At 70.3% G+C, this 24,604-nt stretch carries 20 protein-coding genes; 3 read left to right on the top strand and 17 right to left on the bottom strand.

The features are described 5' to 3' along the window. Positions 1-184: 184 nt before the first annotated feature. Positions 185-1,423 carry a LolA family protein gene (locus tag ACWGH4_RS04010; protein ID WP_453455268.1) on the bottom strand — a complete coding sequence of 413 codons (1,239 nt, stop codon included), beginning with the start codon at positions 1,421-1,423 and terminating at the stop codon, positions 185-187. 164 nt (positions 1,424-1,587) lie between these two features. After that, complete coding sequence (locus ACWGH4_RS04005; RefSeq protein WP_441265695.1) at positions 1,588-2,598, bottom strand: polyprenyl synthetase family protein; 1,011 nt, start codon at positions 2,596-2,598, stop codon at positions 1,588-1,590. 207 nt (positions 2,599-2,805) lie between these two features. Between ACWGH4_RS04005 and ACWGH4_RS04000 the strand changes: the two genes are divergently transcribed. Then, a complete protein-coding gene (locus tag ACWGH4_RS04000) occupies positions 2,806-4,860 on the top strand; it encodes a CocE/NonD family hydrolase (RefSeq protein WP_453455264.1) in 2,055 nt (684 codons plus the stop codon). An 83-nt stretch (positions 4,861-4,943) separates the two neighbouring features. After that, positions 4,944-6,170: a fumarylacetoacetase gene (fahA, locus tag ACWGH4_RS03995; RefSeq protein ID WP_453455261.1), complete on the top strand. Its 1,227-nt coding sequence runs from the start codon at positions 4,944-4,946 to the stop codon at positions 6,168-6,170. Positions 6,171-6,257: 87 nt separating this feature from the next. On the opposite strand, the gene ACWGH4_RS03990 is transcribed toward fahA, so the two are convergent. Continuing rightward, positions 6,258-7,115 (bottom strand): dioxygenase family protein, encoded by an 858-nt coding sequence (locus ACWGH4_RS03990; protein WP_453455258.1) that lies wholly within the window; start codon positions 7,113-7,115, stop codon positions 6,258-6,260. 42 nt (positions 7,116-7,157) lie between these two features. Further along, entirely contained in the window at positions 7,158-8,108 is a 951-nt protein-coding gene (locus ACWGH4_RS03985; RefSeq protein WP_453455255.1) for an AraC family transcriptional regulator, read from the bottom strand. Positions 8,109-8,319: 211 nt separating this feature from the next. Here ACWGH4_RS03985 and ACWGH4_RS03980 point away from each other — a divergent pair, with 211 nt between their 5' ends. Further along, the gene (locus ACWGH4_RS03980; RefSeq protein ID WP_453455252.1) at positions 8,320-8,928 is read left to right on the top strand and encodes a Uma2 family endonuclease; all 609 of its coding nucleotides are present in this window, start codon (positions 8,320-8,322) and stop codon (positions 8,926-8,928) included. A 62-nt stretch (positions 8,929-8,990) separates the two neighbouring features. Here the strand turns inward: ACWGH4_RS03980 and nuoN are convergent, their stop codons facing one another. The 13 genes from nuoN to ACWGH4_RS03915 are packed head-to-tail and all read right to left on the bottom strand — an operon-like array spanning position 8,991 to position 24,601. Next, a complete protein-coding gene (gene nuoN, locus ACWGH4_RS03975; RefSeq protein WP_441265691.1) occupies positions 8,991-10,646 on the bottom strand; it encodes an NADH-quinone oxidoreductase subunit NuoN in 1,656 nt (551 codons plus the stop codon). Further along, on the bottom strand, positions 10,643-12,214 hold the full coding sequence (locus tag ACWGH4_RS03970) for an NADH-quinone oxidoreductase subunit M (protein ID WP_441265690.1): 1,572 nt from the start codon (positions 12,212-12,214) through the stop codon (positions 10,643-10,645). The genes nuoN and ACWGH4_RS03970 overlap by 4 nt, the downstream gene beginning before the upstream one ends. A 1-nt stretch (position 12,215) precedes the next feature. Next, a complete protein-coding gene (gene nuoL, locus ACWGH4_RS03965; protein ID WP_453455248.1) occupies positions 12,216-14,159 on the bottom strand; it encodes an NADH-quinone oxidoreductase subunit L in 1,944 nt (647 codons plus the stop codon). A gap of 15 nt (positions 14,160-14,174) precedes the next feature. Further along, positions 14,175-14,474: an NADH-quinone oxidoreductase subunit NuoK gene (nuoK, locus tag ACWGH4_RS03960; protein ID WP_069927518.1), complete on the bottom strand. Its 300-nt coding sequence runs from the start codon at positions 14,472-14,474 to the stop codon at positions 14,175-14,177. Further along, positions 14,471-15,310, bottom strand: a complete 840-nt coding sequence (locus ACWGH4_RS03955; RefSeq protein WP_441265688.1) for an NADH-quinone oxidoreductase subunit J — start codon at positions 15,308-15,310, stop codon at positions 14,471-14,473. Before ACWGH4_RS03955 ends, nuoK begins: the two co-directional genes overlap by 4 nt. Then, positions 15,307-16,005, bottom strand: a complete 699-nt coding sequence (gene nuoI, locus ACWGH4_RS03950; RefSeq protein WP_453455246.1) for an NADH-quinone oxidoreductase subunit NuoI — start codon at positions 16,003-16,005, stop codon at positions 15,307-15,309. The genes ACWGH4_RS03955 and nuoI overlap by 4 nt, the downstream gene beginning before the upstream one ends. Beyond that, positions 15,959-17,320: an NADH-quinone oxidoreductase subunit NuoH gene (nuoH, locus tag ACWGH4_RS03945; protein ID WP_453455243.1), complete on the bottom strand. Its 1,362-nt coding sequence runs from the start codon at positions 17,318-17,320 to the stop codon at positions 15,959-15,961. The genes nuoI and nuoH overlap by 47 nt, the downstream gene beginning before the upstream one ends. Next, positions 17,317-19,803 carry an NADH-quinone oxidoreductase subunit G gene (locus tag ACWGH4_RS03940; protein WP_453455241.1) on the bottom strand — a complete coding sequence of 829 codons (2,487 nt, stop codon included), beginning with the start codon at positions 19,801-19,803 and terminating at the stop codon, positions 17,317-17,319. The genes nuoH and ACWGH4_RS03940 overlap by 4 nt, the downstream gene beginning before the upstream one ends. Further along, positions 19,800-21,176 carry an NADH-quinone oxidoreductase subunit NuoF gene (gene nuoF, locus ACWGH4_RS03935; RefSeq protein WP_441265684.1) on the bottom strand — a complete coding sequence of 459 codons (1,377 nt, stop codon included), beginning with the start codon at positions 21,174-21,176 and terminating at the stop codon, positions 19,800-19,802. The genes ACWGH4_RS03940 and nuoF overlap by 4 nt, the downstream gene beginning before the upstream one ends. After that, positions 21,176-22,006, bottom strand: a complete 831-nt coding sequence (gene nuoE, locus ACWGH4_RS03930) for an NADH-quinone oxidoreductase subunit NuoE (protein WP_453455238.1) — start codon at positions 22,004-22,006, stop codon at positions 21,176-21,178. Before nuoE ends, nuoF begins: the two co-directional genes overlap by 1 nt. Further along, a complete protein-coding gene (locus ACWGH4_RS03925) occupies positions 22,003-23,325 on the bottom strand; it encodes an NADH-quinone oxidoreductase subunit D (protein WP_005313799.1) in 1,323 nt (440 codons plus the stop codon). The genes nuoE and ACWGH4_RS03925 overlap by 4 nt, the downstream gene beginning before the upstream one ends. Then, positions 23,322-24,050: an NADH-quinone oxidoreductase subunit C gene (locus ACWGH4_RS03920; protein ID WP_441265682.1), complete on the bottom strand. Its 729-nt coding sequence runs from the start codon at positions 24,048-24,050 to the stop codon at positions 23,322-23,324. Before ACWGH4_RS03920 ends, ACWGH4_RS03925 begins: the two co-directional genes overlap by 4 nt. Continuing rightward, positions 24,047-24,601, bottom strand: a complete 555-nt coding sequence (locus ACWGH4_RS03915) for a NuoB/complex I 20 kDa subunit family protein (RefSeq protein WP_018528252.1) — start codon at positions 24,599-24,601, stop codon at positions 24,047-24,049. The genes ACWGH4_RS03920 and ACWGH4_RS03915 overlap by 4 nt, the downstream gene beginning before the upstream one ends. Positions 24,602-24,604 lie beyond the last annotated feature (3 nt).

Below are 24,604 nucleotides of genomic sequence, written 5' to 3'. Positions count from 1 at the left end.
CGGGTCGCGCTTGGCCCGCCCGCGGGTCGCGATGCCGGCGGACCACGACTCTCCCGTTCGCCGGGGCCCCCCCGGGCGCCCGGCCCCCCCGCCGCCCGGAGCGACCGCCGGGGCGCACGGCCGGGGTGATGCCTGCTGGTGGTCCGTACCGGCCGGCGGTGCGCCGCCCGGCCGGTACCGCCTGCTACTTGCCCTCGTTCGCGGCCTTCACCAGGGCGTCCTTGGTGACGGCGCCGACATAGACCGTGCCGTCGTCGGTCATCAGGGCGTTGACCAGGCGGGTCTTGAAGACCGTGCCGGAGCCGAACTTGCCTTCGACCTTGTCCCCGAGGGCGTCGAGGAACTGCTGCGCCTCCGGCGGGACGTCGCCCTTCTCGTTCTTCTTCGCGTCGGCGTCCCGGCCGGCTCCGGGTCCCTCGATCTTGGCGATGGACGTCCAGCCCTCGCCGATCACGTCGAGACCGCCGCCCATGTCCCCGAGGCCCTCGAACTCCTCGTGGCCCTTGGGCGCCCGCGTTCCCTTGCCGTCCGCCGACTCGTCCGCCTCGGTCACCTTGGCGCCCTTCGGCGGGGCGAAGTCGAACGTGGAGGCGGCCGGCCGGGAGAAGTCGACCTTGGTGAAGCCCACGTCGACCACGGCCTTGCCGCCGCTGCTCGGGTTGAGGGTGAACTTCAGCGGGACGCCGTTCTTCGCGTCCACCGCGATGGTGATCGAGCCGACCGTCGAGCCCTCCTGCTTGGGCTTGAGGACCAGCTTGTACGCGTCGCGCCCGGCGACCTGGGACGTGCCGTCGACGGTGACGGACGTCGTGCCGTCAGCGGCCTTCAGCACCTCGTCGGCAAGGTCCTTGGGGGTGGTGGGCAGGTCGTCCGGCGTCCGGCGGTCCTTGCCGTCCTTGCCCTCGCGCTGTCCGTCGCCCTCGGCGTGGTAGACCTCGTTCGAGGCGCTGTCGTAGCCCCATACGTCGTCGCCGTTGTGGATGAGGCTGTACTCGGAGGAGTCCTCCAGGATGGACACCTTCTGCCGGTCGGGGCCGTCGGCCGCGATCCGCAGGGTGTGGGTGCCCGTGGCCAGCTCGGTCAGCTTGGCGTCGGGAGCCGCGGAGGAGTCCTCGCCCTGACCGCCTCCGCCGGCGAGCGAACCGGCGAGACCGTCGAAGGACGGCAGCCCGAGGTCGGTGTTGATCTTGACGGTGCCGGAGAGCTGCTGGGTCTCCGACGCGGCCATCTTCTCGATGAGTTCCTGCGCGCTGATCTTCGGCAGATCGGGGTCACCGGAGGCAGCGAGCGCCGGGACGAGCCCGATGGTCGCGGCCGCCACACCGGCCACCGCGACCGGGACGAGGTAGCGGGCCGTCTTGCGACGCCCCGCCGCGAGGTCCTTGGCCTCTTCGGTGGTCCGTGTGCTGTCGTTCGGTGCCATGGTGTGCCCTACCTCCGTGGTTGGTCAGGGGTGGTGCTCTCCATATGACCAAATCGGCCGGACGGAAGCGTCAGACCGCGGGCGCAACTTCCTCTACCCCTCTGGGATGAGAAGGAGCCCCGGCAACTCACCCGTCCCGTAGGGGGTTCGGCGGAGTGACCGGATCAGCCGGCGCGGTGGACCACCGCGTCGCACAGCTCTTCCAGGGCGGCCTTGGCCGAGCAGTCCGGCAGCGGGGCGAGCATCGCCCGCGCCTCCTGGGCGTACCGCACGGTGTCCTTGCGGGCCTGCTCGAGCGCGGGGTGCTCACGCAGCCGCCGCAGTGCTTCCGCGTGCCGGTCGTCGTCCGTCAGGTCGCTCTCGAGGAGCGCCACGAGCTCAAGGTCCTCCGGCCGGCCGTCGGCGTCCGCCATGGCACGCAGCCGCAGGACCGGCAGCGTGGGGACCCCTTCGCGCAGATCGGTGCCGGGGGTCTTGCCGGACTCGTGGGAGTCGGAGGCGATGTCGAGCACGTCGTCGGCGAGCTGGAAGGCGACACCGAGCCGCTCGCCGTACTGGGTGAGGGTGTCGACGACCCGCTCGTCGGCCCCGGCCATCATCGCGCCGAAGCGTACGGAGACGGCGACGAGCGAGCCCGTCTTGCCCGCCATGACGTCGAGGTAGTGGTCCACCGGGTCACGGCCGTCGCGGGGCCCCGCGGTCTCCAGGATCTGTCCCGTCACCAGCCGCTCGAACGCCTCCGCCTGGATGCGCACGGCCTCCGGGCCGAGGTCGGCCAGGATGTGGGAGGCACGGGCGAAGAGGAAGTCGCCGGTCAGGACGGCCACCGAGTTGCCCCAGCGGCTGTTCGCGCTGTCCACACCCCGCCGCACGTCCGCCTCGTCCATGACGTCGTCGTGATAGAGCGTCGCGAGATGGGTGAGTTCGACGACCACGGCGGAGGGCACGATCCCCGGCGCGTACGGGTCGCCGAACTGGGACGCCAGCATCACGAGCAGCGGCCGGAAACGCTTGCCGCCGGCCCGAACCAGGTGCTGGGCGGCCTCCGTGATGAACGGGACCTCGCTCTTGGTGGCATCGAGCAGGCCCGCCTCGACGGCCGACAACCCGGTCCGGACATCGGCCTCAAGAGCCTGGTCCCGCACGCTCAGCCCGAACGGCTCGACGACGGTCACGAGGAGATCTCCTGTCTGATGACGATCACACGGATTGTCGATGTGTCGCTGGATTCACTCAAGTCAGCGTATCCGGTCGCCTTTCGATCACCATGAGCGCCTTCCCGCCACCCCCGGTATGTTCGCGATCAGACTCAATGGTAGGAAATGAACCATTTGACGGTTACCGTCGGACCACCGCCCCTCACGCGCCGCCGAGGTCCCGCCATGCGTATCCGTACCGACTTCCCGTACGAAACCGTCCACACGGATCTCCGCATCACGCTGCCCGGACCGCCGGGGATTCCCGCGGACTCCGCGGACGCCGGCGGACCCGTCGATCTGTACGCGCGGGTGTGGCGGCCGGTCACCGACGAGCCCGTGCCCGCGCTGCTCGAGTACGCGCCGCACCGGCTCACCGACGCGACGGCCGTCCGCGACGGTGAACGCCACCCCTGGTACGCGGGCCACGGCTACGCCTCCGTGCGGGTCGACGTGCGCGGCCACGGGAACAGCGGCGGCGTCCCCGGCGGCGAGTACGACGCGGTCGAGCTCGCCGACGGCGTCGCGGTGGTCGAGTGGCTGTCCCGGCAGCCGTGGTGCAGCGGCCGGGTCGGCATGTTCGGGATCGGCACGGGCGGCCGGAGCGCGCTGCGGATCGCGGCACTCGCGCCAAAACCGCTGCGGGCGGTGGTGGTCGTGGACGCGAGCGACGACCCGTACGACAACGACGGCCCCTACGCCGGCGGCGCCGTCGCCGCCCAGGGGCTGCACTCGACGGCCGCGGGCCGGCTGGCGCTCGCGGCCCGGCCGCCCGACCCGCTCCACACGGGCGACGGATGGCTCGCGATGTGGCTCGCGCGGCTGGAGGCCCTCACCCCCACGGCCCCCACCTGGCTGGCCCACCCGCTGCGCGACGAGTTCTGGCGCAGCGCCGGCGTCAGCGACGACACCGCGGCGGTCCGGGCCGCCGTGCTGGCCGTGAGCGGACTGCACACGCCGTACAGGGACACGGTCCTGCGGCTGGTCGGAGAACTCCCCGCGGACCGGGTGCGCGGACTGATCGGGCCGTGGCCGCACCAGTACCCGGACCGGACGCCCGATCAGGATCGCGGACAGGAGCATCCGCGGGGACGGGGCCCGGCGATCGGCTTCCTCCAGGAGACGCTCCGGTGGTGGGACCACTGGCTCAAGGACAAGGACACCGGCGTGCTGTCGGAGCCGCTGCTGCGGTGCCGGCTCGGAACGGCCGACCCTTCGCGGGGCCACTGGACCGGGACGGACGCGTGGCCGCCGCCGCGGGTCACCGTCGTCCCGTACGCGCTGGGCGGCGGCCCCGTCGTCGTCGACTCGCCGCTTCGCACCGGGACGGACGCGGGGCGGTTCCTGCCGGTCGGCCACGACGGTGATCTGCCGCCGGACCAGCGGGAGGAGGACGCGCGGTCGGTGTGCTTCGAGTTCCCCGTCGGAGAGGACGCCCTCACCGTGCTCGGCCGCCCCCGGGTCACCCTGCGGCTGCGCCCCGCCGCCGCGGGCGGGGTCGTCGTGGCGCGGCTCTGCGACGTCGCCCCCGACGGCCTCTCCACGCTCGTCACCCGCGGGGCGCTGAACCTCGCCGCGCGCCGCGGCCCGGAGCGTGCGGTGCCCTGGCCCGCCGGCGCGGCGGAGGACGTGACGTTCGAGCTGTCCGCGGCCTGCCATGTCTTCGAACCGGGGCACCGCATCCGGCTCGCCGTCTCCTCGGCGTACTGGCCATGGATCTGGCCGCACCCGGTCCCCGGGGGCTTCACCCTCGACCCGGCGGGCTCCCGGCTCGACCTGCCGGTCCGGCAACGGCCCGGGGCACAGGAGCGGGAGGAGCCCGTCCGCTTCGCCGAGCCGGAGCACTCCGCGGCGCCCCCGGTCGCCGTCCCCCAGACGCTCGACGAGCAGCCGCCGCGGCTGCTGCTCACCCGCGACGTGCCGGCCGGCCGCTGGACCCTCACGGCGACGCCCCACCGCGGCGGCACCCATGTGCACCCGGACGGCCTGGAGTACACGGAGGAGAGCCACGAGACTTACACGATCGAGGACGGCGACCCGCTGTCCGCCCGCGCCCGTGCCGAGTGGACGATCCGGCTGCACCGGCCGGAGGCTGCCTGGGACGTGCGCGTCGAGACACGCTCCCGGATCAGCCGCGAGGCGGCCGGCTTCGTCACCTCCGACGAGCTGGTGTGCCGGCACGGCGACGAGATCGTCTTCCACCGCACCTGGGAGAAGCGCGTCTCCCGGCCGGCGGGCTGAACCGGCTGCCCGGCGCGGTGCCATGACCGTGGGGCGGCCACGTAACGTGTCACCCACATCCGTGGAAAGCGAGGCAAGCACCGATGCCCGAGCAGAGCCCGCTCGATCTCGCCGAGGGCGATCCCTTCGGCCCGCACAACCTTCCGTACGGCGTCTTCACCACGGCCGGCGAACCCGACCGCAGGCGGCTCGGTGTCCGGATCGGGAACCACGTGCTCGACGTCGGCGCCGCCGCGCACGCGCTCGGCTCCCCCTATGCCGGACTGCTGGCCCGGCCGAGTCTCAACCCGCTGCTGGCGGCCGGTCGTACGACGTGGCGCGATGTGCGCAGGGCCGTCACCGCCTGGGTCACCGTGCCGGCGCACCGGCCCGACATAGAGCCGCTGCTGCACCCGCTGGACGCCGTGACGATGCACCTCCCGTACGAGGTGGCGGACTACGTCGACTTCTACGCGAGCGAGCACCACGCCACCAACGTGGGCCGGATCTTCCGCCCCGACGGCGAGCCTCTGACGCCCAACTGGAAGCACCTGCCGATCGGTTACCACGGCAGGTCCGGCACGGTCGTGGTCTCCGGCACCGATGTCGTACGCCCCTCGGGACAGCGCAAGGCGCCCACCGACCCCGCGCCCGTCTTCGGGCCCTCCGTGAAGCTCGACATCGAGGCTGAGGTCGGCTTCCTCGTCGGTACGCCCTCGGAGCAGGGGAAGCCCGTGGCCCTCGCGGACTTCCGCGACCACGTCTTCGGCCTCTTCCTGCTCAACGACTGGTCGGCGCGCGACATCCAGGCCTGGGAGTACGTGCCGCTCGGCCCGTTCCTCGGCAAGTCCTTCGCCACGTCCGTCGCCGCCTGGGTGACCCCGCTGGAGGCACTGGACGCGGCCAGGACCGCCCCGCCCGCCCGTGACGTCGAGCTGCTGCCCTACCTCGACGACTCGGCGGAGGAGGAGCCGGGCGGGTTCGACGTACGGATCTCGGTGGCGATCAACGGTCAGGTCGTCGCGGAGCCGCCGTTCAACACCATGTACTGGACGGCGGCCCAGCAGCTGGCCCACATGACGGTCAACGGCGCCTCCCTCCGTACGGGCGACCTCTACGGCTCCGGCACCGTCAGCGGCCCCGAGGTGAACCAGCGCGGTTCGCTGCTCGAGCTCACCTGGAACGGCCGCGACGCCCTCGAACTGCCGGAAGGCAAGCGGACGTTCCTCGAGGACGGCGACGTGGTCACGCTGACGGCCTGGGCCCCGGGCCCGGACGGTGTACGGGTCGGGCTCGGTGAGGTCGCGGGGCGCATCGTCCCGGCGCCCTGACGCCTTCCTGGGCAGGATGAAGGCCCGGCCCCCCGGCTCAGGGGTGCCGGGCCTTCGCGCGGCCCCCTCAGCCGCGCCCCGCCGTGGTCACTCGGCCCGCCAGAGCGCCGGGACCGACGGTGGCTCCCAGCCGGGCTGGGCCTGATGCCCCTGGAGGCACACATAGGTGACGCCTCCGTAGGTCACGCGGGCGCCCGGCGCGTACATCGTGCCCAGGGCCCAGGTGCCGCCGGGCGGAGGTGAGGTCGGGCCCGGTCCCGGTGTCTGCGGCACGTTCAGCACGAAGTCGAAGGCCGCCTCCCGAGCGCCGCCGCTGTCGCGCACCGTCATCAGCAGCCGTGGATCGAACAGCGAGTCGGTGTTGTTGCGGGGTTCGTTCGGGAAGTAGAGCTGGGTGGTCAGCACCGGGCGGCCGGGCGCCTGCACCTTGACGTGAAGATGCCGGGTGCGGCCCGGGTACAGGCCCGGCACGATCGTGGTGAGCGAGAACGCGCCCCGGGCGTCGGTGAACTGGTGCCCGCGGAAGCGGTAGCCCACGTTGTCGTAGGCGCCGTTGACGTCGGCCTGCCAGAAGTCGAGCAGGACGCCGCTCAGCGGGAGGCAGGCCAGCCCGAAGACATAGCCGGTCACGGTCAGCCGCGTGCCCGGGGTGCCCGCGTCCAGCAGCGAGGACCGCCGCGGCGAGTTCGGCTTGAAGTAGGGGCCTTCCATCTGCGGCGGCGTCGGGTCGTCGCCGTCGTCGCACTCGGGGGTGAGGGCCGGGGACTCGCCGGTCGCCGAGGCGGTGCGCGCCAGCGCCGGCACGCCCACGAGGGCGATCGGCGCCGCCACGGACGCGGCGAGCGCCGCCCGCAGCACCGTCTTGCGGCTCGGGTGCCGGGCCGGTGATTCCTCTGTGGTGATCTCCTCGGGGTGCTTCCCGGTCGTGCCGGTGTAGCCGTCCATGCCTGCTCCTTCGTGGGGGGCGCGGGAGGGTCGGCAACGAAACTACGCAGGCGGCTGCGGCCGGACGATGGACTGGAGCCGGTGGTCGTGGTGAATACCTCCTCCGACGTCCCTGCCGCGCCGGAAGTCACCGGGGCTCACGCCTGTCTCCCGCCTGAAGAACCGGCAGAAGTACGCCGGATCGGCGAAGCCGGCACGGGCCGCCACCTGCCGCACGGTGAGGTCCGTCCTGGCCAGCAGCCTCTTGGCCTCGTGGGTGCGGGCCTCGCGGATGAGCCGGCCCGGGGTCCTGCCGGTGGCCGCCTTGACGGCCTCCGCGAGATATCCGCCGCTGACACCGATGCGCTCGGCACACGCCCGCACCGACCAAAGGGCGGGGTCGTTACGGGCGAGCAGCCGGTCGAACTCCTCCGCCACAGCGCCGGGCCGGGTGAGGGGCGGCGCGGACGCCGGCTCCGGAAGGCGCGCGGCCCGTACGACGAGGATGTGCAGCAGGGCCCGCAGCACGGTCGCGAAACCGTCGGCGCCGGTGCGGTACTCGTCGTCGAGGTCGGCGATCAGCCGGGCGGTCCGGTCGTGGGTCGCCTCGTCGAGGTCCCGCCAGGGCCGCTCCCCCAGGCGCCGCAGCAGCTCCCGGTCGCCGGGATGGTCGAGCAGGAAGTCCTCGGTGAAGAGCACGACGGATCCCTCCAGCCCCGCCGCGCCCTCCCAGTGGTGCACCTGTCCGGGGGCGATGACGCCCAGGTGCGGCGGCCGCAGCCGCCACCGGGAGAGGTCGACCACATGGGCGCCGGTCCCGCTGGTGACGTGCACGATCTCGTAGAAGGTGTGCCGGTGCGGGAAGGCGGCCCGGGACATGGGGCCGATGGTGTCGAAGGTGCCGATCGCGAACGGCATCGCGTTGGGCATCGGCACCTCCAGGCGGTGCATGGGCAGTGCGCCCGGCTGCGGTTCGGGGCCGGGCGTCCCCGGCAGGACTGTGGTGCCGCGCATCGTGCAGCTCCCTCACACCAGCGACATGGCAGGTCCAGACCAATCCTGGTCACGATGGCACGAGTCGCACCGGCACGGAACAGGGCCGTCCCGGCCTTACCGACCGAGAACGTCAACCAAGGGTGACTCGTTCACACGTGCGCCGGGTGTTGATCCGTTTCCGCCCGATACGCTGGACAGGCCCGCGAGACTCCGTCCCATGGGAGCACTGATGAGCGTGGAACCGACGGCGAGAAAGGCCGAGTGGCCGGTCCCGCCCGTGGGCGGCTGGACCGCCGACGACCTGGACAAGCTTCCGAACCTGCCTCCGCACACGGAGCTGATCGACGGGAGCCTCGTCTTCGTGAGTCCGCAGACCCTTTTCCACGAGCGTGCGGTGGACTTTTTCAAATGGCAGCTGCAGTCGCTGGCACCGGAGGACTTCGAGGTCGTCCGTGAGTTCACCATCGACATCGACCGGCAGAACCGGCCGGAGCCCGATGTGATCGTCGTGCCCGAGCATGTGATCCAGGACCCGGAGCAGACCCGCTTCCCCGCCGAGACCGTGCGGCTCGCGATCGAGGTCGTTTCCACCGAGTCGATGTCCCGGGACCGGGAGACCAAGCCGCTGAAGTACGCCCGGGCCGGCATCCCCGTGTACTGGCGCGTGGAGAACGACAACGGCCGCGCCGTCGTCTACGTCTTCGAGCTGGAACCGAACACCGGCCAGTACACCAGTACCGGGATCTTCCGGGGCCGGATGAAGGTGGATGTCCCGTTCGCCGTCGATCTCGATCTGACGGCGATCACCACCAAGCGCCGGCGGCCCCGCGAGCAGTAGGACACGCCGAAGGTCCGGCCTCTCCCCCGAGGAGACGCCGGACCTTCTCGCCGTGCCGCCCGTCAGCGGACGAACACGCCCGCCTGGCTCGCCAGATCCAGGAAGTACTGCGGTGCGAGACCGAGCGCCAGCGTGACCGCCACGCCGACCCCGATCGTCGTCATCGTCAGCGGCGACGGCACCGCCACCGTCGGGCCCTCCGGCTTCGGTTCGCTGAAGAACATCAGCACGATGACCCGGATGTAGAAGAACGCGGCGATCGCCGACGAGATCACACCGACCACGACCAGCGCCCCGGCGCCGCCCTCCGCCGCCGCCTTGAAGACCGCGAACTTGCCCGCGAAACCGGAGGTCAGCGGGATGCCCGCGAAGGCCAGCAGGAACACCGCGAAGACCGCTGCCACCAGCGGCGAACGCCGCCCGAGCCCCGCCCACTTGGACAGGTGCGTGGCCTCGCCGCCCGCGTCGCGGACCAGGGTGACGACCGCGAACGCCCCGATCGTCACGAAGGAGTAGGCCAGCAGGTAGAAGAGAACGGACGAGATGCCCTCAGGAGTCGTGGCGATGACACCGGCGAGGATGAACCCGGCGTGCGCGATCGACGAGTACGCCAGCAGCCGCTTGATGTCGGTCTGCGTGATCGCGACGATCGCACCGCCGAGCATGGTGACGATGGCGATCGCCCACATGACCGGCTGCCAGTCCCAGGCGAGGCCCGGCAGCGCCACGTAGAGCAGCCGCAGCAGCGCGCCGAACGCGGCGACCTTGGTGGCCGCGGCCATGAAGCCGGTGACCGGGGTGGGCGCGCCCTGGTAGACGTCCGGCGTCCACATGTGGAACGGCACCGCGCCGACCTTGAACAGCAGGCCCATGAGGATCAGCGCGCCGCCGATCAGCAGCAGCGCGTCGTTGCCCATGGTGTCGGCGAGCGCCGGGTCGATGGTGCGCACGCTGCCCTCGACGACGTCCGCGATCCGGGCGTACGAGACGGAGCCCGCGTAGCCGTAGACCAGGGCGATGCCGAAGAGCAGGAACGCGGAGGAGAACGCGCCCAGCAGGAAGTACTTCACCGCGGCCTCCTGCGACATGAGCCGCTTGCGGCGGGCCACGGCGCACAGGAGGTACAGCGGGAGGGAGAACACCTCGAGGGCGATGAAAAGCGTCAGCAGATCGTTCGCGGCCGGGAAGACCAGCATGCCCGTGATCGCGAACAGCACGAGCGGGAACACCTCTGTGGTGGTGAACCCAGCCTTGACCGCGGCCTTCTCGTGCTCGCTGCCCGGTACGGCGGCGGCCTCCGCGGCGAACGAGTCGATGCGGTTCCCGTGCGCCGCCGGGTCGAGCCGGCGTTCGGCGAAGGTGAACACCGACACCAGCGAGGCCAGCAGGATGGTGCCCTGAAGGAAGAGCGCCGGGCCGTCGACGGCGATGGCGCCCATCGCCGCGATCTGCTTCTCGGTGGTGCCGTACCCGCCGGCCGCGAGCCCGACGACCGCGGCGAAGGCGGCCGCGAGCGCGACGGTCGTGAGGAACAGCTGGGTGTAGTAGCGGGCCCTGCGCGGGACGAAGGCCTCCACCAGGATGCCCAGGACGGCCGCGCCGACGACGATCAGCACGGGCGCCAGTTGTGCGTACTCGATGTGGGGCGTGGGGATCTTGCCGAGGGGCTCGACCTCCGCCGCCGTTGTCCACAGGCTGTGGACAGCTGTAGCGCTCACTTGGCCGCCTCCACATCGGGCCGGGGGTCCTGCTTCTGTACGTCGGACATCGTGTGCTCCACGGCCGGGTTGATGATCTCCGTCAGCGGCTTCGGGAAGACGCCGAGGAAGAGCAGCAGGGCGATCAGCGGTGCGACCACCGCCAGTTCACGCACCCTGAGGTCCGGCATCGCGCGCACCTCGGCCTTCACCGGACCGGTCATCGTCCGCTGGTAGAGGACGAGGGTGTAGAGCGCGGCGAGCACGATGCCGAAGGTCGCGATGATCCCGGCCACCGGATAGGCGGCGAACGTGCCCACCAGGACCAGGAACTCACTGACGAACGGCGCGAGCCCCGGCAGCGAGAGGGTGGCCAGGCCACCGATCAGGAACGTGCCGGCGAGCACCGGGGCGACCTTCTGCACACCGCCGTAGTCGGCGATGAGCCGCGAGCCGCGCCGCGAGATCAGGAAGCCGGCCACCAGCATCAGCGCCGCCGTGGACAGGCCGTGGTTGACCATGTAGAGCGTCGCGCCGGACTGGCCCTGGCTGGTCATGGCGAAGATGCCCAGGATGATGAAGCCGAAGTGCGAGACCGACGCGTAGGCGATCAGGCGCTTGATGTCGCGCTGGCCTACGGCGAGCAGCGCGCCGTAGACAATGCTGACCAGCGCCAGCACGATGATCGCCGGGGTCGCCCACTTCGACGCCTCCGGGAAGAGCTGGAGGCAGAACCGCAGCATCGCGAAGGTGCCGACCTTGTCGACGACCGCCGTGATGAGCACGGCGACGGGAGCCGTCGCCTCGCCCATCGCGTTGGGCAGCCAGGTGTGCAGCGGCCACAGCGGCGCCTTGATCGCGAAGGCGAAGAAGAAGCCGAGGAACAGCAGCCGTTCGGTGGTGGTCGCCATCTCCAGCGAGCCGTTCGCCCTGGCCTCGGCGATCTCGGAGAGCGAGAAGCTGCCCGCGACCACGTACAGCCCGATGACGGCGGCGAGCATGATCAGGCCGCCGGCCAGGTTGTACAGCAGGAACTTGACCGCCGCGTACGACCGCTGCGCGGCGGCGTTCTCGTCGGTGCCGGAGTGGGCGCGGTCGCCGAAGCCGCCGATGAGGAAGTACATCGGGATGAGCATGGCTTCGAACAGGATGTAGAACAGGAAGACGTCGGTGGCCTCGAAGGACAGGACCACCATCGCCTCGACCATGAGGATCAGGGCGAAGAAGCCCTGAGTGGGCCGCCAGCGTGACGACTTGTTCTCGAGAGGATCGGCGTCGTGCCAGCCCGCGAGGATGACGAACGGGATCAGCAGCGCGGTGAGCGCCACCATCACGACCCCGATGCCGTCCACACCGAGCTCGTAGCGGACGCCGAAGTCGGCGATCCAGGCGTGCGATTCGGTGAGTTGGTACCGGTCGCCGCCGGGCTCGAACCGTACGAGCACGATCGCGGCCATGACCAGCGTGGCGAGCGAGAAGAGCAGGGCCACCCACTTGGCGGCGGTCCTGCGCGCGGCGGGGACGGCGGCGGTGACGATGGCGCCCACCGCCGGGAGCACCGCCGTGGCCGTCAGGATCGGGAAGGACATGTCAGACCGCCCTCATCAGCAGGGTCGCGGCGATCAGGATCGCCGTACCGCCGAACATCGAGACCGCGTAGCTGCGGGCGTAGCCGTTCTGCAGCTTGCGCAGCCGGCCGGAGAGCCCGCCGAACGAGGCGGCCGTGCCGTTCACCACTCCGTCGACCAGGCTGTGGTCGACGTAGACCAGGGACCGGGTGAGGTGCTCGCCGCCGCGGACCAGGACCACGTGGTTGAAGTCGTCCTGGAGCAGGTCGCGGCGGGCGGCCCGGGTGAGCAGCGAGCCGCGCGGCGCGGTGACCGGCACGGGCCGGCGCCCGTACATCAGGTAGGCGATCAGAGCGCCGGCCAGCAGGACGACCATGGTCGCGGTCGTGATGGCCGGGACGCTGATCACCGGGTGCGGGTGCTCGAACTCGGTCACCGGGGCGAGCCAGTTGGCGAACCGGTCGCCGATGGAGAAGAACGCTCCCGCGAAGACCGACCCGAAGGCGAGCACGATCATGGGGATCGTCATCGACCTGGGCGACTCGTGCGGGTGCGGCATCTCGCCGGGGGTCACCTCGATGCCGGGCTCGACACTCGCGTCCTTGTCCGGGTCGGGCGCAGGCTGCCAGCGCTTCTCACCGAAGAAGGTCATGATCATCACGCGCGTCATGTAGAACGCGGTGATGCCCGCGCCGAGCAGCGCAACACCGCCGAAGATCCAGCCGCGGATCCCGTCGTCGTAGGCGAACGCCGCCTCGATGATCTTGTCCTTGGACCAGAAGCCGGACAGGCCGGGGAAGCCGATGATCGCCAGGTAGCCGAGACCGAAGGTGACGAAGGTGATCGGCATGTACTTGCGCAGGCCGCCGTACTTCCTCATGTCCACCTCGTCGTTCATGCCGTGCATGACCGAACCGGCGCCGAGGAAGAGCCCGGCCTTGAAGAAGCCGTGCGTCACCAGGTGCATGATCGCGAAGGCGTAGCCGATCGGGCCGAGGCCGGCCGCGAGGACCATGTAGCCGATCTGCGACATCGTGGAACCGGCCAGCGCCTTCTTGATGTCGTCCTTCGCGCAACCGACGATCGCACCGAAGAGGAGCGTGACCGCGCCGACGATGACGACGGCGAGCTGCGCGTCCGGGGCGGCGTTGAAGATCGCGCCGGAGCGGACGATGAGGTAGACACCGGCGGTGACCATGGTGGCCGCGTGGATCAGGGCGGAGACGGGGGTCGGGCCCTCCATCGCGTCCCCGAGCCAGGACTGCAGCGGCACCTGGGCCGACTTGCCGCACGCGGCGAGCAGCAGCATCAGGCCGATGGCCGTCAGCATGCCCTCGCTGGTCTCCCCGGTCGCCCCCAGCACCGGCCCGAAGGCGAAGGTGCCGAAGGTGGTGAACATCAGCATGATCGCGATCGACAGGCCCATGTCGCCGACGCGGTTGACGAGGAACGCCTTCTTCGCCGCGGTCGCCGCGCTGGGCTTGTGCTGCCAGAAGCCGATGAGCAGGTAGGACGCGAGCCCGACGCCCTCCCAGCCGACGTACAGCAGGAGGTAGTTGTCGGCGACGACCAGCAGGAGCATCGCCGCGAGGAAGAGGTTGAGGTAGCCGAAGAAGCGGCGGCGCCGCTCGTCGTGCTCCATGTAACCGATCGAGTAGATGTGGATCAGGGTGCCCACACCGGTGATCAGCAGGACGAACGTCATCGACAGCTGGTCGAGCTGGAAGGCGATGTCCGCCTGGAAGCCCTCGACGGGGATCCAGCTGAACAGCTTCTGGTGCAGGGCCCGTTCCTCCGGCCCCTTGCCCAGCATGTCGACGAACAGCGCCGCGCCGACCACGAAGGACGCGGCGGCGAGCAGAGTGCCCAGCCAGTGGCCGGTCCGGTCGAGGCGGCGCCCGCCGCACAGCAGGACCGCCGCTCCGAGCAGGGGCGCCGCGACGAGCAGCGCAATCAGGTTCTCCACGATTCTTCCGACCCCTTACAGCTTCATCAGGCTGGCGTCGTCGACCGAGGCCGAGTGGCGGGAGCGGAACAGCGACACGATGATCGCGAGCCCGACCACGACCTCCGCCGCGGCGACGACCATCGTGAAGAACGCGATGATCTGGCCGTCGAGATTGCCGTGCATACGGGAGAAGGCGACGAACGCGAGGTTGCAGGCGTTGAGCATGAGCTCGACGCACATGAACACCACGATCGCGTTCCGCCGGATCAGGACACCCGCCGCGCCGATGGTGAACAGCAGGGCGGCGAGATAGAGGTAGTTGACCGGATTCACCGCTTGGCCTCCTGTCCGTCCCGGTCCCGGGAGTCCCGGTCGCGTCCGAGGCGCTCCTCGGAGCGCTGCTCCAGGGCCTTGAGGTCGTCGAGCGCCTCCGTCGAGACGTCCCGGATCTGACCGCGGTCGCGCAGCGTCCTGTTGACGGTGAGCTCGGACGGGGTGCCGTCCGGCAGCAGACCGGCGATGTCCACCGCGTTGTGCCTGGCGTAGACACCGGGCGCGGGCAGCGGAGGCAGATGCTTGCCCTCGCGGACGCGCTGCTCGGAGAGTTCGCGCTGGGTCCTGGCCCGCTCGGTGCGTTCCCGGTGGGTGAGCACCATCGCGCCGACGGCCGCCGTGATCAGCAGCGCGCCGGTGATCTCGAAGGCGAAGACGTACTTGGTGAAGATGAGGGCCGCGAGGCCCTCGACGTTCCCGCCGTGCGCGGAGTTGGCGGCGCCCAGTCCGTTGAAGTTCTTCAGGGACGCGTTGCCGATGCCGGCGATCAGCAGGATGCCGAAGCCGAGGCCGCAGGCCGCGGCGAGCCAGCGCTGTCCCTTCAGCGTCTCCTTGAGGGAGTCGGCGGCCGTGACGCCGACGAGCATGACGACGAAGAGGAACAGCATCATGATCGCGCCGGTGTAGACGACGATCTGTACGACGCCCAGGAAGTACGCGCCGTTGGCCAGGTAGAACACCGCGAGGATGATCATCGTCCCGGCCAGGCACAGGGCGCTGTGCACGGCCCGCTTCATCAGGATCGTGCAGAGCGCCCCGATCACGGCGATCGTGCCGAGGACCCAGAACTGGACGGCCTCGCCGGTGGAGGTGACGGATGCGGCGAGCGTGTTCATGTGCCGATCACCTTCTTCGAGGCGGGCTCGTCCTCGCCGAAGCTCGACTCGCCCTCCTGCGGCTGATCCTTGGAGACGGGGGCCTGCTGGACCGTGCCGGGTGCGGCCTCGGTGACCAGGCCCCGGTAGTAGTCCTGTTCGTCCATGCCGGGGTAGATCGCGTGAGGCGAGTCGACCATGCCCTCTTCCAGACCGGCGAGCAGCTGCTCCTTGGTGTAGATGAGGTTCTCGCGGCTCGAGTCGGCGAGTTCGAACTCGTTCGTCATCGTCAGCGCGCGGGTCGGACAGGCCTCGATGCACAGACCGCACAGGATGCAGCGGGCGTAGTTGATCTGGTAGACGCGGCCGTACCGCTCACCCGGGGAGTAGCGCTCCTCCTCGGTGTTGTCCGCGCCCTCCACATAGATCGCGTCCGCCGGACAGGCCCAGGCGCACAGCTCGCACCCGACGCACTTCTCGAGTCCGTCCGGATGGCGGTTGAGCTGGTGCCGGCCGTGGAAGCGCGGCGCCGTGACCTTCTGCTGCTCCGGGTACTGCTCGGTCAGCCGCTTCTTGAACATGGCCTTGAAGGTCACGCCGAAGCCGGCAACCGGATTCAGGAACGTGTTCTCGGATTCCTTGCCACCGGATTCCTTGCGCTGGGATTCCTCAGACACCGTCAGCCTCCTTTCCGTCCCGAGGACCATCACTGTCATTGGGGCCGCCACTGACGATCAGCTCACGCTCGTGCCGGGGCCGCCTGCGGGGCACCGGCGGCAACTCCTGGCCGGGCAGCGGCGGTACGGGGAACCCGCCCGCCATCGGGTCGAAGGCCGGGGGCGGCGGCGCGGCCGCTTCCTCGGCCTTCTCCTTGCGGCCGCGGAACATGTCGGCGACGAGGGAGAGCAGCAGCACCGCGATCACCGCGCCGCCGACGTACAGCACGATCTGCTGGAAGTCGTAGTTCTCGTTGCGCAGCGCGCGCACGGTCGCCACCAGCATCAGCCAGACCACGGAGACCGGGATCAGGACCTTCCAGCCGAGCTTCATCAGCTGGTCGTAGCGGACCCGGGGCAGCGTGCCCCGCAGCCAGATGAAGAAGAACAGCAGCAGCTGCACCTTGAGGACGAACCAGAGCATCGGCCACCAGCCGTGGTTCGCGCCCTCCCAGAAGGTGGAGACCGGGTACGGCGCCCGCCAGCCGCCCAGGAAGAGCGTCACGGAGACGGCGGAGACGGTGACCATGTTGACGTACTCGGCCAGCATGAACATCGCGAACTTGATGGAGCTGTACTCGGTGTTGAAGCCGCCGACCAGGTCGCCCTCGGACTCCGGCATGTCGAACGGAGCGCGGTTGGTCTCACCGACCATCGTGACGACGTAGATGATGAAGGAGACCGGCAGCAGGATGATGAACCAGCGGTCGGCCTGCGCCTCCACGATCGCCGAGGTCGACATCGACCCGGAGTAGAGGAAGACGGAGGCGAACGCCGCGCCCATCGCGATCTCGTACGAGATCATCTGCGCGCAGGAGCGCAGACCGCCGAGCAGCGGGTAGGTCGAGCCGGAGGACCAGCCGGCGAGCACGATGCCGTAGATGCCGACGGAGGCGATCGCGAGGATGTAGAGCATCGCGATCGGCAGGTCGGTCAGCTGCATCGTGGTGCGCTGACCGAAGATCGAGACCTCGTTGCCGGACGGGCCGAAGGGGATCACGGCGATCGCCATGAACGCGGGAATCGCGGCCACGATCGGCGCCAGGACGTAGACGACCTTGTCGGCCCGCTTGACGATGACGTCTTCCTTCAGCATCAGCTTGATGCCGTCGGCGAGCGACTGGAGCATGCCCCAGGGGCCGTGCCGGTTCGGGCCGATGCGCAGCTGCATCCAGGCGACGACCTTGCGCTCCCACACGATGGAGAAGAGCACGGTCACCATCAGGAAGGCGAAGCAGAACACGGCCTTGATGAGGACGAGCCACCAGGGGTCGCGTCCGAACATCGACAGGTCTTCCAATGCCAGGACGGTCATGCCTCCACCTCCGTCGCGCCCGTCGCCGCCGCGATACGGACCAGCTCGCCGGGGCGTGCCCCGGTGTCCGTGGTGACGCCGCCGCCGACGGAGTTCATCGGCAGCCACACCACCCGGTCGGGCATCTCGCTCACCTGGAGCGGCAGCCGCACGGAACCGGCCGGTCCGCGGACCTCCAGCTCGTCGCCGTCCTTGACGCCGGTCTCCGCCGCCGTGGCCGCCGACAGCCTGGCGACCGCGGCGTGCCGGGTGCCGGCCAGCGCCTCGTCGCCCTGCTGGAGCAGGCCCTGGTCGAGCAGGAGCCGGTGCCCGGCGAGGACCGCCTCGCCGGAGCCCGGCCTCGGCAGCGGTTCGGCGCTCTGCGCCGGCTCGGTGGCCCGGGGGCCGTCCCAGCTGCCGAGCCGGTCCAGTTCGGTGCGGACGGACCTGAGGTCCGGCAGGCCGAAGGGCACGTCGAGCGTGTCGGCCAGCATGTGCAGCACCCGTGCGTCGGTCGGCGCGAGGGTCCGGGTCATCTGCTCGGGCTTGAGCGCCGCCTCGAACATCCGGGCCCTGCCCTCCCAGTTGAGGAAGGTGCCGGGCTTCTCCGCGACGGCCGCGACCGGGAGGACGACGTCCGCCCGTTCGGTGACCTCGCTGGGGCGGAGCTCCAGCGACACGAGGAACCCGACCGCGTCGAGCGCCTCTCGCGCCCGCGCCGGGTCGGGCAGGTCCGCGACCTCGACGCCCGCGACGAGCAGCGCGCCCAGTTCGCCAGTGGCCGCGGCCTCGACGATCTGGCCGGTGTCGCGGCCGTAGCGGTGCGGCAGTTCACGTACCCGCCAGACCTCCGCGGTCTCCGTACGGGCCCGCGGGTCGGTCGCCGGGCGGCCGCCCGGCAGCAGCGACGGCAGCGCGCCCGCCTCGACGGCGCCCCGCTCTCCGGCGCGGCGCGGGATCCACACCAGCTGTGCGCCGGTGGCGGCCGAGGCGCGCACGGCGGCGGTGAGACCGCCGGGCACGGCCGCTAGCCGTTCGCCGACCACGATCACCGCGCCCTCGGCGCGCAGCGCCTGTGCCGCCTTCGCGCCGGCCTCGTCGAGGCCGGTGCCCGAGGTGAGGGCGTTCAGCCACTCCGTCTCGGTGCCGGGGGCCGCGGGCAGCAGGGTCCCGCCCGCCTTCTCGAGGCCGCGGGTGGCGTGCGTGGCGAGGGAGAAGACGCGCTGTCCGTACTTGCGGTGGGCCTTGCGCAGCCGCAGGAAGACGCCGGGGGCCTCCTCCTCCGACTCGAAGCCCGCGAGCAGCACCGCCGGGGCCTTCTCCAGTGACGTGTAGGTGACTCCGGTGCCGGACAGGTCCCTGCCCTGCCCCGCGACCCGCGCCGCGAGGAAGTCGGCCTCCTCCGCGGAGTGCGCCCGCGCACGGAAGTCGATGTCGTTGGTGTCGAGGGCGACCCGGGCGAACTTGGCGTACGCGTAGGCGTCCTCGACGGTCAGCCGGCCGCCGGTGAGGACGCCGGTACGGCCCTTGACGAGACCGCGGGCCGCGGCCTCCAGCGCCTCCGGCCAGCTCGCCGGCTCCAGCACACCCCGCTCGTTGCGGACGAGCGGCGTGGTGAGCCGGTCACGCTGCTGGGCGTAACGGAAGCCGAAGCGTCCCTTGTCGCACAGCCACTCCTCGTTGACCTCCGGGTCCTCCGCGGCGAGGCGCCGCATGACCTTGCCGCGGCGGTGGTCGGTGCGGGTGGCGCAGCCGCCCGCACAGTGCTCGCACACGCTCGGCGAGGACACCAGGTCGAAGGGGCGGGAGCGGAAGCGGTACGCGGCCGAGGTCAGCGCGCCCACCGGGCAGATCTGGATGGTGTTCCCGGAGAAGTACGACTCGAACGGGTCGCCCTCACCGGTGCCGACCTGCTGGAGCGCGCCGCGCTCCAGCAGCTCGATCATCGGGTCGCCCGCCACCTGGTTGGAGAAGCGGGTGCAGCGGGCGCAGAGCACGCACCGCTCACGGTCCAGCAGCACCTGCGTGGAGAGCGGAACCGGCTTCTCGAAGGTGCGCTTCTTGCCCTCGAACCGCGATTCGGCCTGGCCGTGCGAGACGGCCTGGTTCTGCAGGGGGCACTCGCCGCCCTTGTCGCAGACCGGGCAGTCCAGCGGATGGTTGATCAGCAGCAGCTCCATCACGCCCTTCTGCGCCTTCTCGGCGACGGGCGAGGTGAGCTGCGACCTGACGACCATGCCGTCGGTGCAGGTGATGGTGCAGGAGGCCATCGGCTTGCGCTGGCCCTCCACCTCGACGATGCACTGGCGGCAGGCGCCGGCCGGGTCGAGGAGCGGGTGGTCGCAGAAGCGCGGGATCTCGATGCCGAGGAGCTCGGCGGCCCGGATGACCAGCGTCCCCTTGGGGACGGAGATCTCGATGCCGTCGATGGTCAGCGTCACGAGGTCCTCGGGCGGGACCGGGGCCTCGGAGCCCCCGGAGGGGGCAGACGTCGTGACCGTCATGCGTTCACCTCCATGTGCTTGTCCGCCCAGGCCGTCGACCTGGCAGGGTCGAAGGGGCAACCGCCCTGCGTGATGTGCTGCTCGTACTCGTCGCGGAAGTACTTGAGCGAGGAGAAGATCGGCGAGGCGGCGCCGTCGCCGAGGGCGCAGAACGACTTGCCGTTGATGTTGTCGGCGATGTCGTTGAGCTTGTCGAGGTCGGACATGAGGCCCTTCCCCGCCTCGATGTCGCGGAGCAACTGGACGAGCCAGTACGTCCCTTCGCGGCAGGGCGTGCACTTGCCGCAGGACTCGTGGGCGTAGAACTCGGTCCAGCGGGTGACGGCCCGCACCACGCAGGTCGTCTCGTCGAAGCACTGGAGCGCCTTGGTGCCGAGCATCGAACCGGCGGCGCCCACGCCCTCGTAGTCCAGTGGTACGTCGAGGTGCTCGTCGGTGAACATCGGGGTCGACGAACCGCCGGGCGTCCAGAACTTCAGCCGGTGGCCGGGCCGCATCCCGCCGCTCATGTCGAGCAGCTGGCGCAGGGTGATGCCGAGCGGCGCCTCGTACTGGCCGGGGCTCGCGACATGACCGCTGAGCGAGTACAGCGTGAAGCCCGGTGACTTCTCGCTGCCCATGGACCTGAACCAGTCCTTGCCCTTGTGGAGGATCGCGGGAACCGACGCGATGGACTCGACGTTGTTCACCACAGTGGGGCAGGCGTACAGGCCGGCGACCGCGGGGAAGGGGGGCCGCAGCCGGGGCTGGCCGCGGCGGCCTTCCAGGGAGTCCAGCAGCGCCGTCTCCTCACCGCAGATGTAGGCGCCGGCGCCCGCGTGCACGGTGAGTTCCAGGTCGAGGCCGCTGCCGAGGATGTTCCTGCCGAGGAATCCCGCCTCGTACGCCTCGCGCACGGCCTCGTGCAGCCGCCGCAGGACGGGGACGACCTCGCCGCGCAGGTAGATGAAGGCGTGGCTGGAGCGGATCGCGTAGCAGGCGATCACGATTCCCTCGATGAGGGAGTGCGGATTGGCGAAGAGAAGGGGGATGTCCTTGCAGGTGCCGGGCTCCGACTCGTCGGCGTTGACGACGAGATAGTGCGGCTTGCCGTCGCCCTGCGGAATGAACTGCCACTTCATACCGGTGGGGAAGCCGGCGCCGCCGCGGCCGCGCAGACCGGCGTCCTTGACGTACGCGATCAGGTCGTCGGGCGACATGGCGAGCGCCTTGCGCAGGCCCTCGTAGCCGTCGTGCCTGCGGTAGGTCGCGAGCGTCCACGACTGCGGATCGTCCCAGAAGGCCGACAGGACCGGGGAGAGGAGCTTCTCAGGGCTGCTCTCTCCCCCGACCTCCGGCCGGGAGCCGCCGTCGTACTCGGTGGACAAGGTCATCACTCACCCTCCGCGACAGGTCCGGCCGGGTTGTCCGGGTCGGATGCCGAAGTCTTCTGCGGTGCGTCGTGCGAGCTGAGGTGCTCGGATCCGGCCTGCGGACGGTCCTTCGGGTACTCGCCGCGCGGGTGGACCACGCGCGCCGGAGCGGCCTCGCCCTTGGCGAGCTTGAGCCCGACGAGCGACGCGGGCCCCGCGCCGCCGCCTGCCTCGACCGCGCCGGGCCGCTGGTCGGGGAAGCCGGCCAGGATGCGGGCCGTCTCCTTGTAGGTGCACAGCGGCGCGCCACGGGTGGGGACGACCTGCTCGCCGGCGCGCAGGTCGTCGACGAGCTGCTTGGCGGACTCGGGCGTCTGGTTGTCGAAGAACTCCCAGTTGACCATCACCACGGGGGCGAAGTCGCAGGCCGCGTTGCACTCGATGTGCTCGAGGGTGATCTTGCCGTCGTCGGTCGTCTCGTTGTTGCCGACGCCGAGGTGCTCCTTCAGCTCCTCGAAGATCGCGTCGCCGCCCATCACCGCGCAGAGCGTGTTGGTGCAGACGCCGACCTGGTAGTCGCCGGACGGCTTGCGCCGGTACATCGAGTAGAAGGTGGCGACCGCGGTCACCTCGGCCGTGGTCAGGTCCAGCATCTCGGCGCAGAAGCGCATGCCGGTGCGGGAGACATGGCCCTCCTCCGACTGCACCAGGTGCAGCAGCGGCAGCAGGGCGGACCGGCTGCCGGGATAGCGGGCGATGATCTCCTTCGCGTCCGCCTCGAGCCGCGCGCGCACCTCGGCCGGATAGTCCGGGGCCGGCAGTTGCGGCATGCCCAGCGATACGTCCGTCATCGGTCGACGCCTCCCATCACGGGGTCGATGGACGCGACGGCGACGATGACGTCGGCCACCTGGCCGCCCTCGCACATGGCCGCCATGGCCTGCAGGTTGGTGAACGACGGGTCGCGGAAGTGGACCCGGAAGGGGCGGGTCCCGCCGTCGGAGACGACATGGACACCGAGTTCGCCCTTCGGTGACTCGACCGCGGCGTACGCCTGCCCGGCCGGCACCCTGAACCCCTCTGTCACCAGCTTGAAGTGGTGGATCAGGGCCTCCATCGAGGTGCCCATGATCTTCTTGATGTGGTCCAGGGAGTTGCCGAGACCGTCGGGGCCGAGTGCGAGCTGCGCGGGCCAGGCGATCTTCTTGTCGGCGACCATCACCGGGCCCGGCTCGAGCCGGTCCAGGCACTGCTCGACGATCCGCAGCGACTGCCGCATCTCCTCGAGGCGGATGAGGAAGCGGCCGTAGGAGTCGCAGGTGTCGGCGGTCGGTACGTCGAAGTCGTACGTCTCGTAGCCGCAGTACGGGTCGGTCTTGCGCAGGTCGTGGGCGAGGCCCGTCGAGCGCAGGATCGGTCCGGTCGCGCCGAGCGCCATGCAGCCGGTCAGGTCCAGGTACCCGACGTCCTGCATACGGGCCTTGAAGATCGGGTTGCCGGTGGCGAGCTTGTCGTACTCCGGCAGGTTCTTCTTCATCGTCTTCACGAACTCGCGGAGCTGGTCGACCGCGCCGGGGGGCAGGTCCTGCGCGAGTCCGCCGGGCCGGATGTACGCGTGGTTCATGCGCAGGCCGGTGATCAGCTCGTAGATGTCGAGAATGAGTTCACGATCACGGAATCCGTAGATCATGATCGTGGTGGCGCCGAGCTCCATGCCTCCGGTGGCGATGCACACCAGGTGCGAGGAGAGGCGGTTGAGCTCCATCAGCAGGACGCGGATGACGGTCGCGCGGTCGGGGATCTGGTCCTCGATGCCGAGCAGCCGCTCCACGCCGAGGCAGTACGCCGTCTCGTTGAAGAACGGCGTCAGGTAGTCCATGCGCGTCACGAAGGTGGTGCCCTGCGTCCACGTCCGGTACTCGAGGTTCTTCTCGATGCCGGTGTGGAGGTAGCCGATGCCGCAGCGGGCCTCGGTGACCGTCTCGCCGTCGATCTCGAGGATCAGGCGGAGCACTCCGTGCGTGGAGGGGTGCTGCGGGCCCATGTTGACGACGATGCGCTCGTCGTCGGCCTTGGCCGCGGACCGGACGACCTCGTCCCAGTCGCCACCGGTGACCGTGTAGACGGGGCCTTCGGTGGTTTCGCGTGCGTGTGCAGACGGTGTAGTCACGAGTACGACCTCCGCTGGTCCGGAGCCGGGATCTGGGCGCCCTTGTACTCGACGGCGATGCCGCCGAGCGGATAGTCCTTGCGCTGCGGGAAGCCCTGCCAGTCGTCCGGCATCATGATCCGGGTGAGGGCGGGGTGGCCGTCGAAGACGAGCCCGAAGAAGTCGTAGGTCTCGCGCTCGTGCCAGTCGTTGGTCGGATAGACCGACACCAGTGACGGGACGTGCGGGTCGCGGTCCGGGGCGGAGACCTCGAGCCGGATCAGCCGGCCGTGGGTCAGCGAGCGCAGGTGGTAGACGGCGTGCAGCTCCCGGCCCTTGTCCTCCAGGTAGTGCACGCCGCTGACCCCGGTGCAGAGCTCGAAGCGCAGCGCCGGGTCGTCACGCAGTGTCCTCGCCACGTGCAGCAGGTGTTCGCGCGCGATGTGGAAGGTCAGTTCGCCGCGGTCGACGACGGTCTTCTCGATGGCGTTCTCGGGGACGATGCCCTGCTCCTCGAGCGCGCCCTCGAGTTCGTCGGCCACCTCGTCGAACCAGCCGCCGTAGGGGCGGGTGGCCGGCCCGGGCAGCCGTACGGAGCGGACGAGCCCTCCGTAGCCGGACGTGTCCCCTCCGTTGTTGGCGCCGAACATGCCGCGCTGGACGCGGATCTCCTCGCCGTGCTCGCCGCGCTGGCCGGGAAGGTTCTGCGCGGAGAGGTCCTTCTCGGGATTCGGCTGGTCCGTCATCGCAGCAGCCCCTTCATCTCGATCGTCGGGAGCGCCTTGAGGGCCGCCTCCTCCGCCTCGCGGGCCGCTTCCTCCGCGTTCACACCGAGCTTGGAGCTCTGGATCTTCTGGTGGAGCTTGAGGATCGCGTCCATCAGCATCTCGGGGCGCGGGGGGCAACCGGGCAGATAGATGTCAACAGGGACAATATGATCAACACCCTGCACAATCGCGTAATTGTTGAACATTCCGCCCGATGATGCGCAAACGCCCATGGAGATGACCCACTTGGGGTTGGGCATCTGGTCGTAGACCTGGCGCAGGACGGGCGCCATCTTCTGGCTCACCCGCCCGGCCACGATCATCAGGTCGGCCTGGCGCGGCGATCCGCGGAAGACCTCCATGCCGAAACGCGCCAGGTCGTACCGGCCGGCACCGGTCGTCATCATCTCGATGGCGCAGCAGGCCAGACCGAACGTCGCGGGAAAGACGGATGACTTGCGCACCCAGCCCGCGGCCTGTTCGACGGTGGTCAGCAGGAAACCGCTCGGCAGCTTCTCTTCGAGTCCCATGGT

Source organism: Streptomyces sp. NPDC054847, from assembly GCF_053610925.1.
The sequence above is the reverse complement of the archived record's forward strand: the minus strand, read 5'-3'. Positions and strand labels throughout refer to the sequence as shown.

Bases quoted from the DNA above. Each gene is read 5' to 3' on its own strand.
- nuoI (WP_453455246.1), bottom strand. From the start codon at position 16,005: ATGACAGTGATGGTCCTCGGGACGGAAAGGAGGCTGACGGTGTCTGAG.
- ACWGH4_RS03940 (WP_453455241.1), bottom strand. From the start codon at position 19,803: ATGACGGTCACGACGTCTGCCCCCTCCGGGGGCTCCGAGGCCCCGGTC.
- ACWGH4_RS04010 (WP_453455268.1), bottom strand. From the start codon at position 1,423: ATGGCACCGAACGACAGCACACGGACCACCGAAGAGGCCAAGGACCTC.
- ACWGH4_RS03920 (WP_441265682.1), bottom strand. From the start codon at position 24,050: ATGACGGACCAGCCGAATCCCGAGAAGGACCTCTCCGCGCAGAACCTT.
- ACWGH4_RS03955 (WP_441265688.1), bottom strand. From the start codon at position 15,310: ATGAACACGCTCGCCGCATCCGTCACCTCCACCGGCGAGGCCGTCCAG.
- nuoE (WP_453455238.1), bottom strand. From the start codon at position 22,006: ATGACGGACGTATCGCTGGGCATGCCGCAACTGCCGGCCCCGGACTAT.
- nuoH (WP_453455243.1), bottom strand. From the start codon at position 17,320: ATGACCGTCCTGGCATTGGAAGACCTGTCGATGTTCGGACGCGACCCC.
- ACWGH4_RS03915 (WP_018528252.1), bottom strand. From the start codon at position 24,601: ATGGGACTCGAAGAGAAGCTGCCGAGCGGTTTCCTGCTGACCACCGTC.
- ACWGH4_RS03980 (WP_453455252.1), top strand. From the start codon at position 8,320: ATGAGCGTGGAACCGACGGCGAGAAAGGCCGAGTGGCCGGTCCCGCCC.
- nuoF (WP_441265684.1), bottom strand. From the start codon at position 21,176: ATGACCTTGTCCACCGAGTACGACGGCGGCTCCCGGCCGGAGGTCGGG.
- ACWGH4_RS03985 (WP_453455255.1), bottom strand. From the start codon at position 8,108: ATGCGCGGCACCACAGTCCTGCCGGGGACGCCCGGCCCCGAACCGCAG.
- fahA (WP_453455261.1), top strand. From the start codon at position 4,944: ATGCCCGAGCAGAGCCCGCTCGATCTCGCCGAGGGCGATCCCTTCGGC.
- ACWGH4_RS03970 (WP_441265690.1), bottom strand. From the start codon at position 12,214: ATGTCCTTCCCGATCCTGACGGCCACGGCGGTGCTCCCGGCGGTGGGC.
- ACWGH4_RS03990 (WP_453455258.1), bottom strand. From the start codon at position 7,115: ATGGACGGCTACACCGGCACGACCGGGAAGCACCCCGAGGAGATCACC.
- ACWGH4_RS04000 (WP_453455264.1), top strand. From the start codon at position 2,806: ATGCGTATCCGTACCGACTTCCCGTACGAAACCGTCCACACGGATCTC.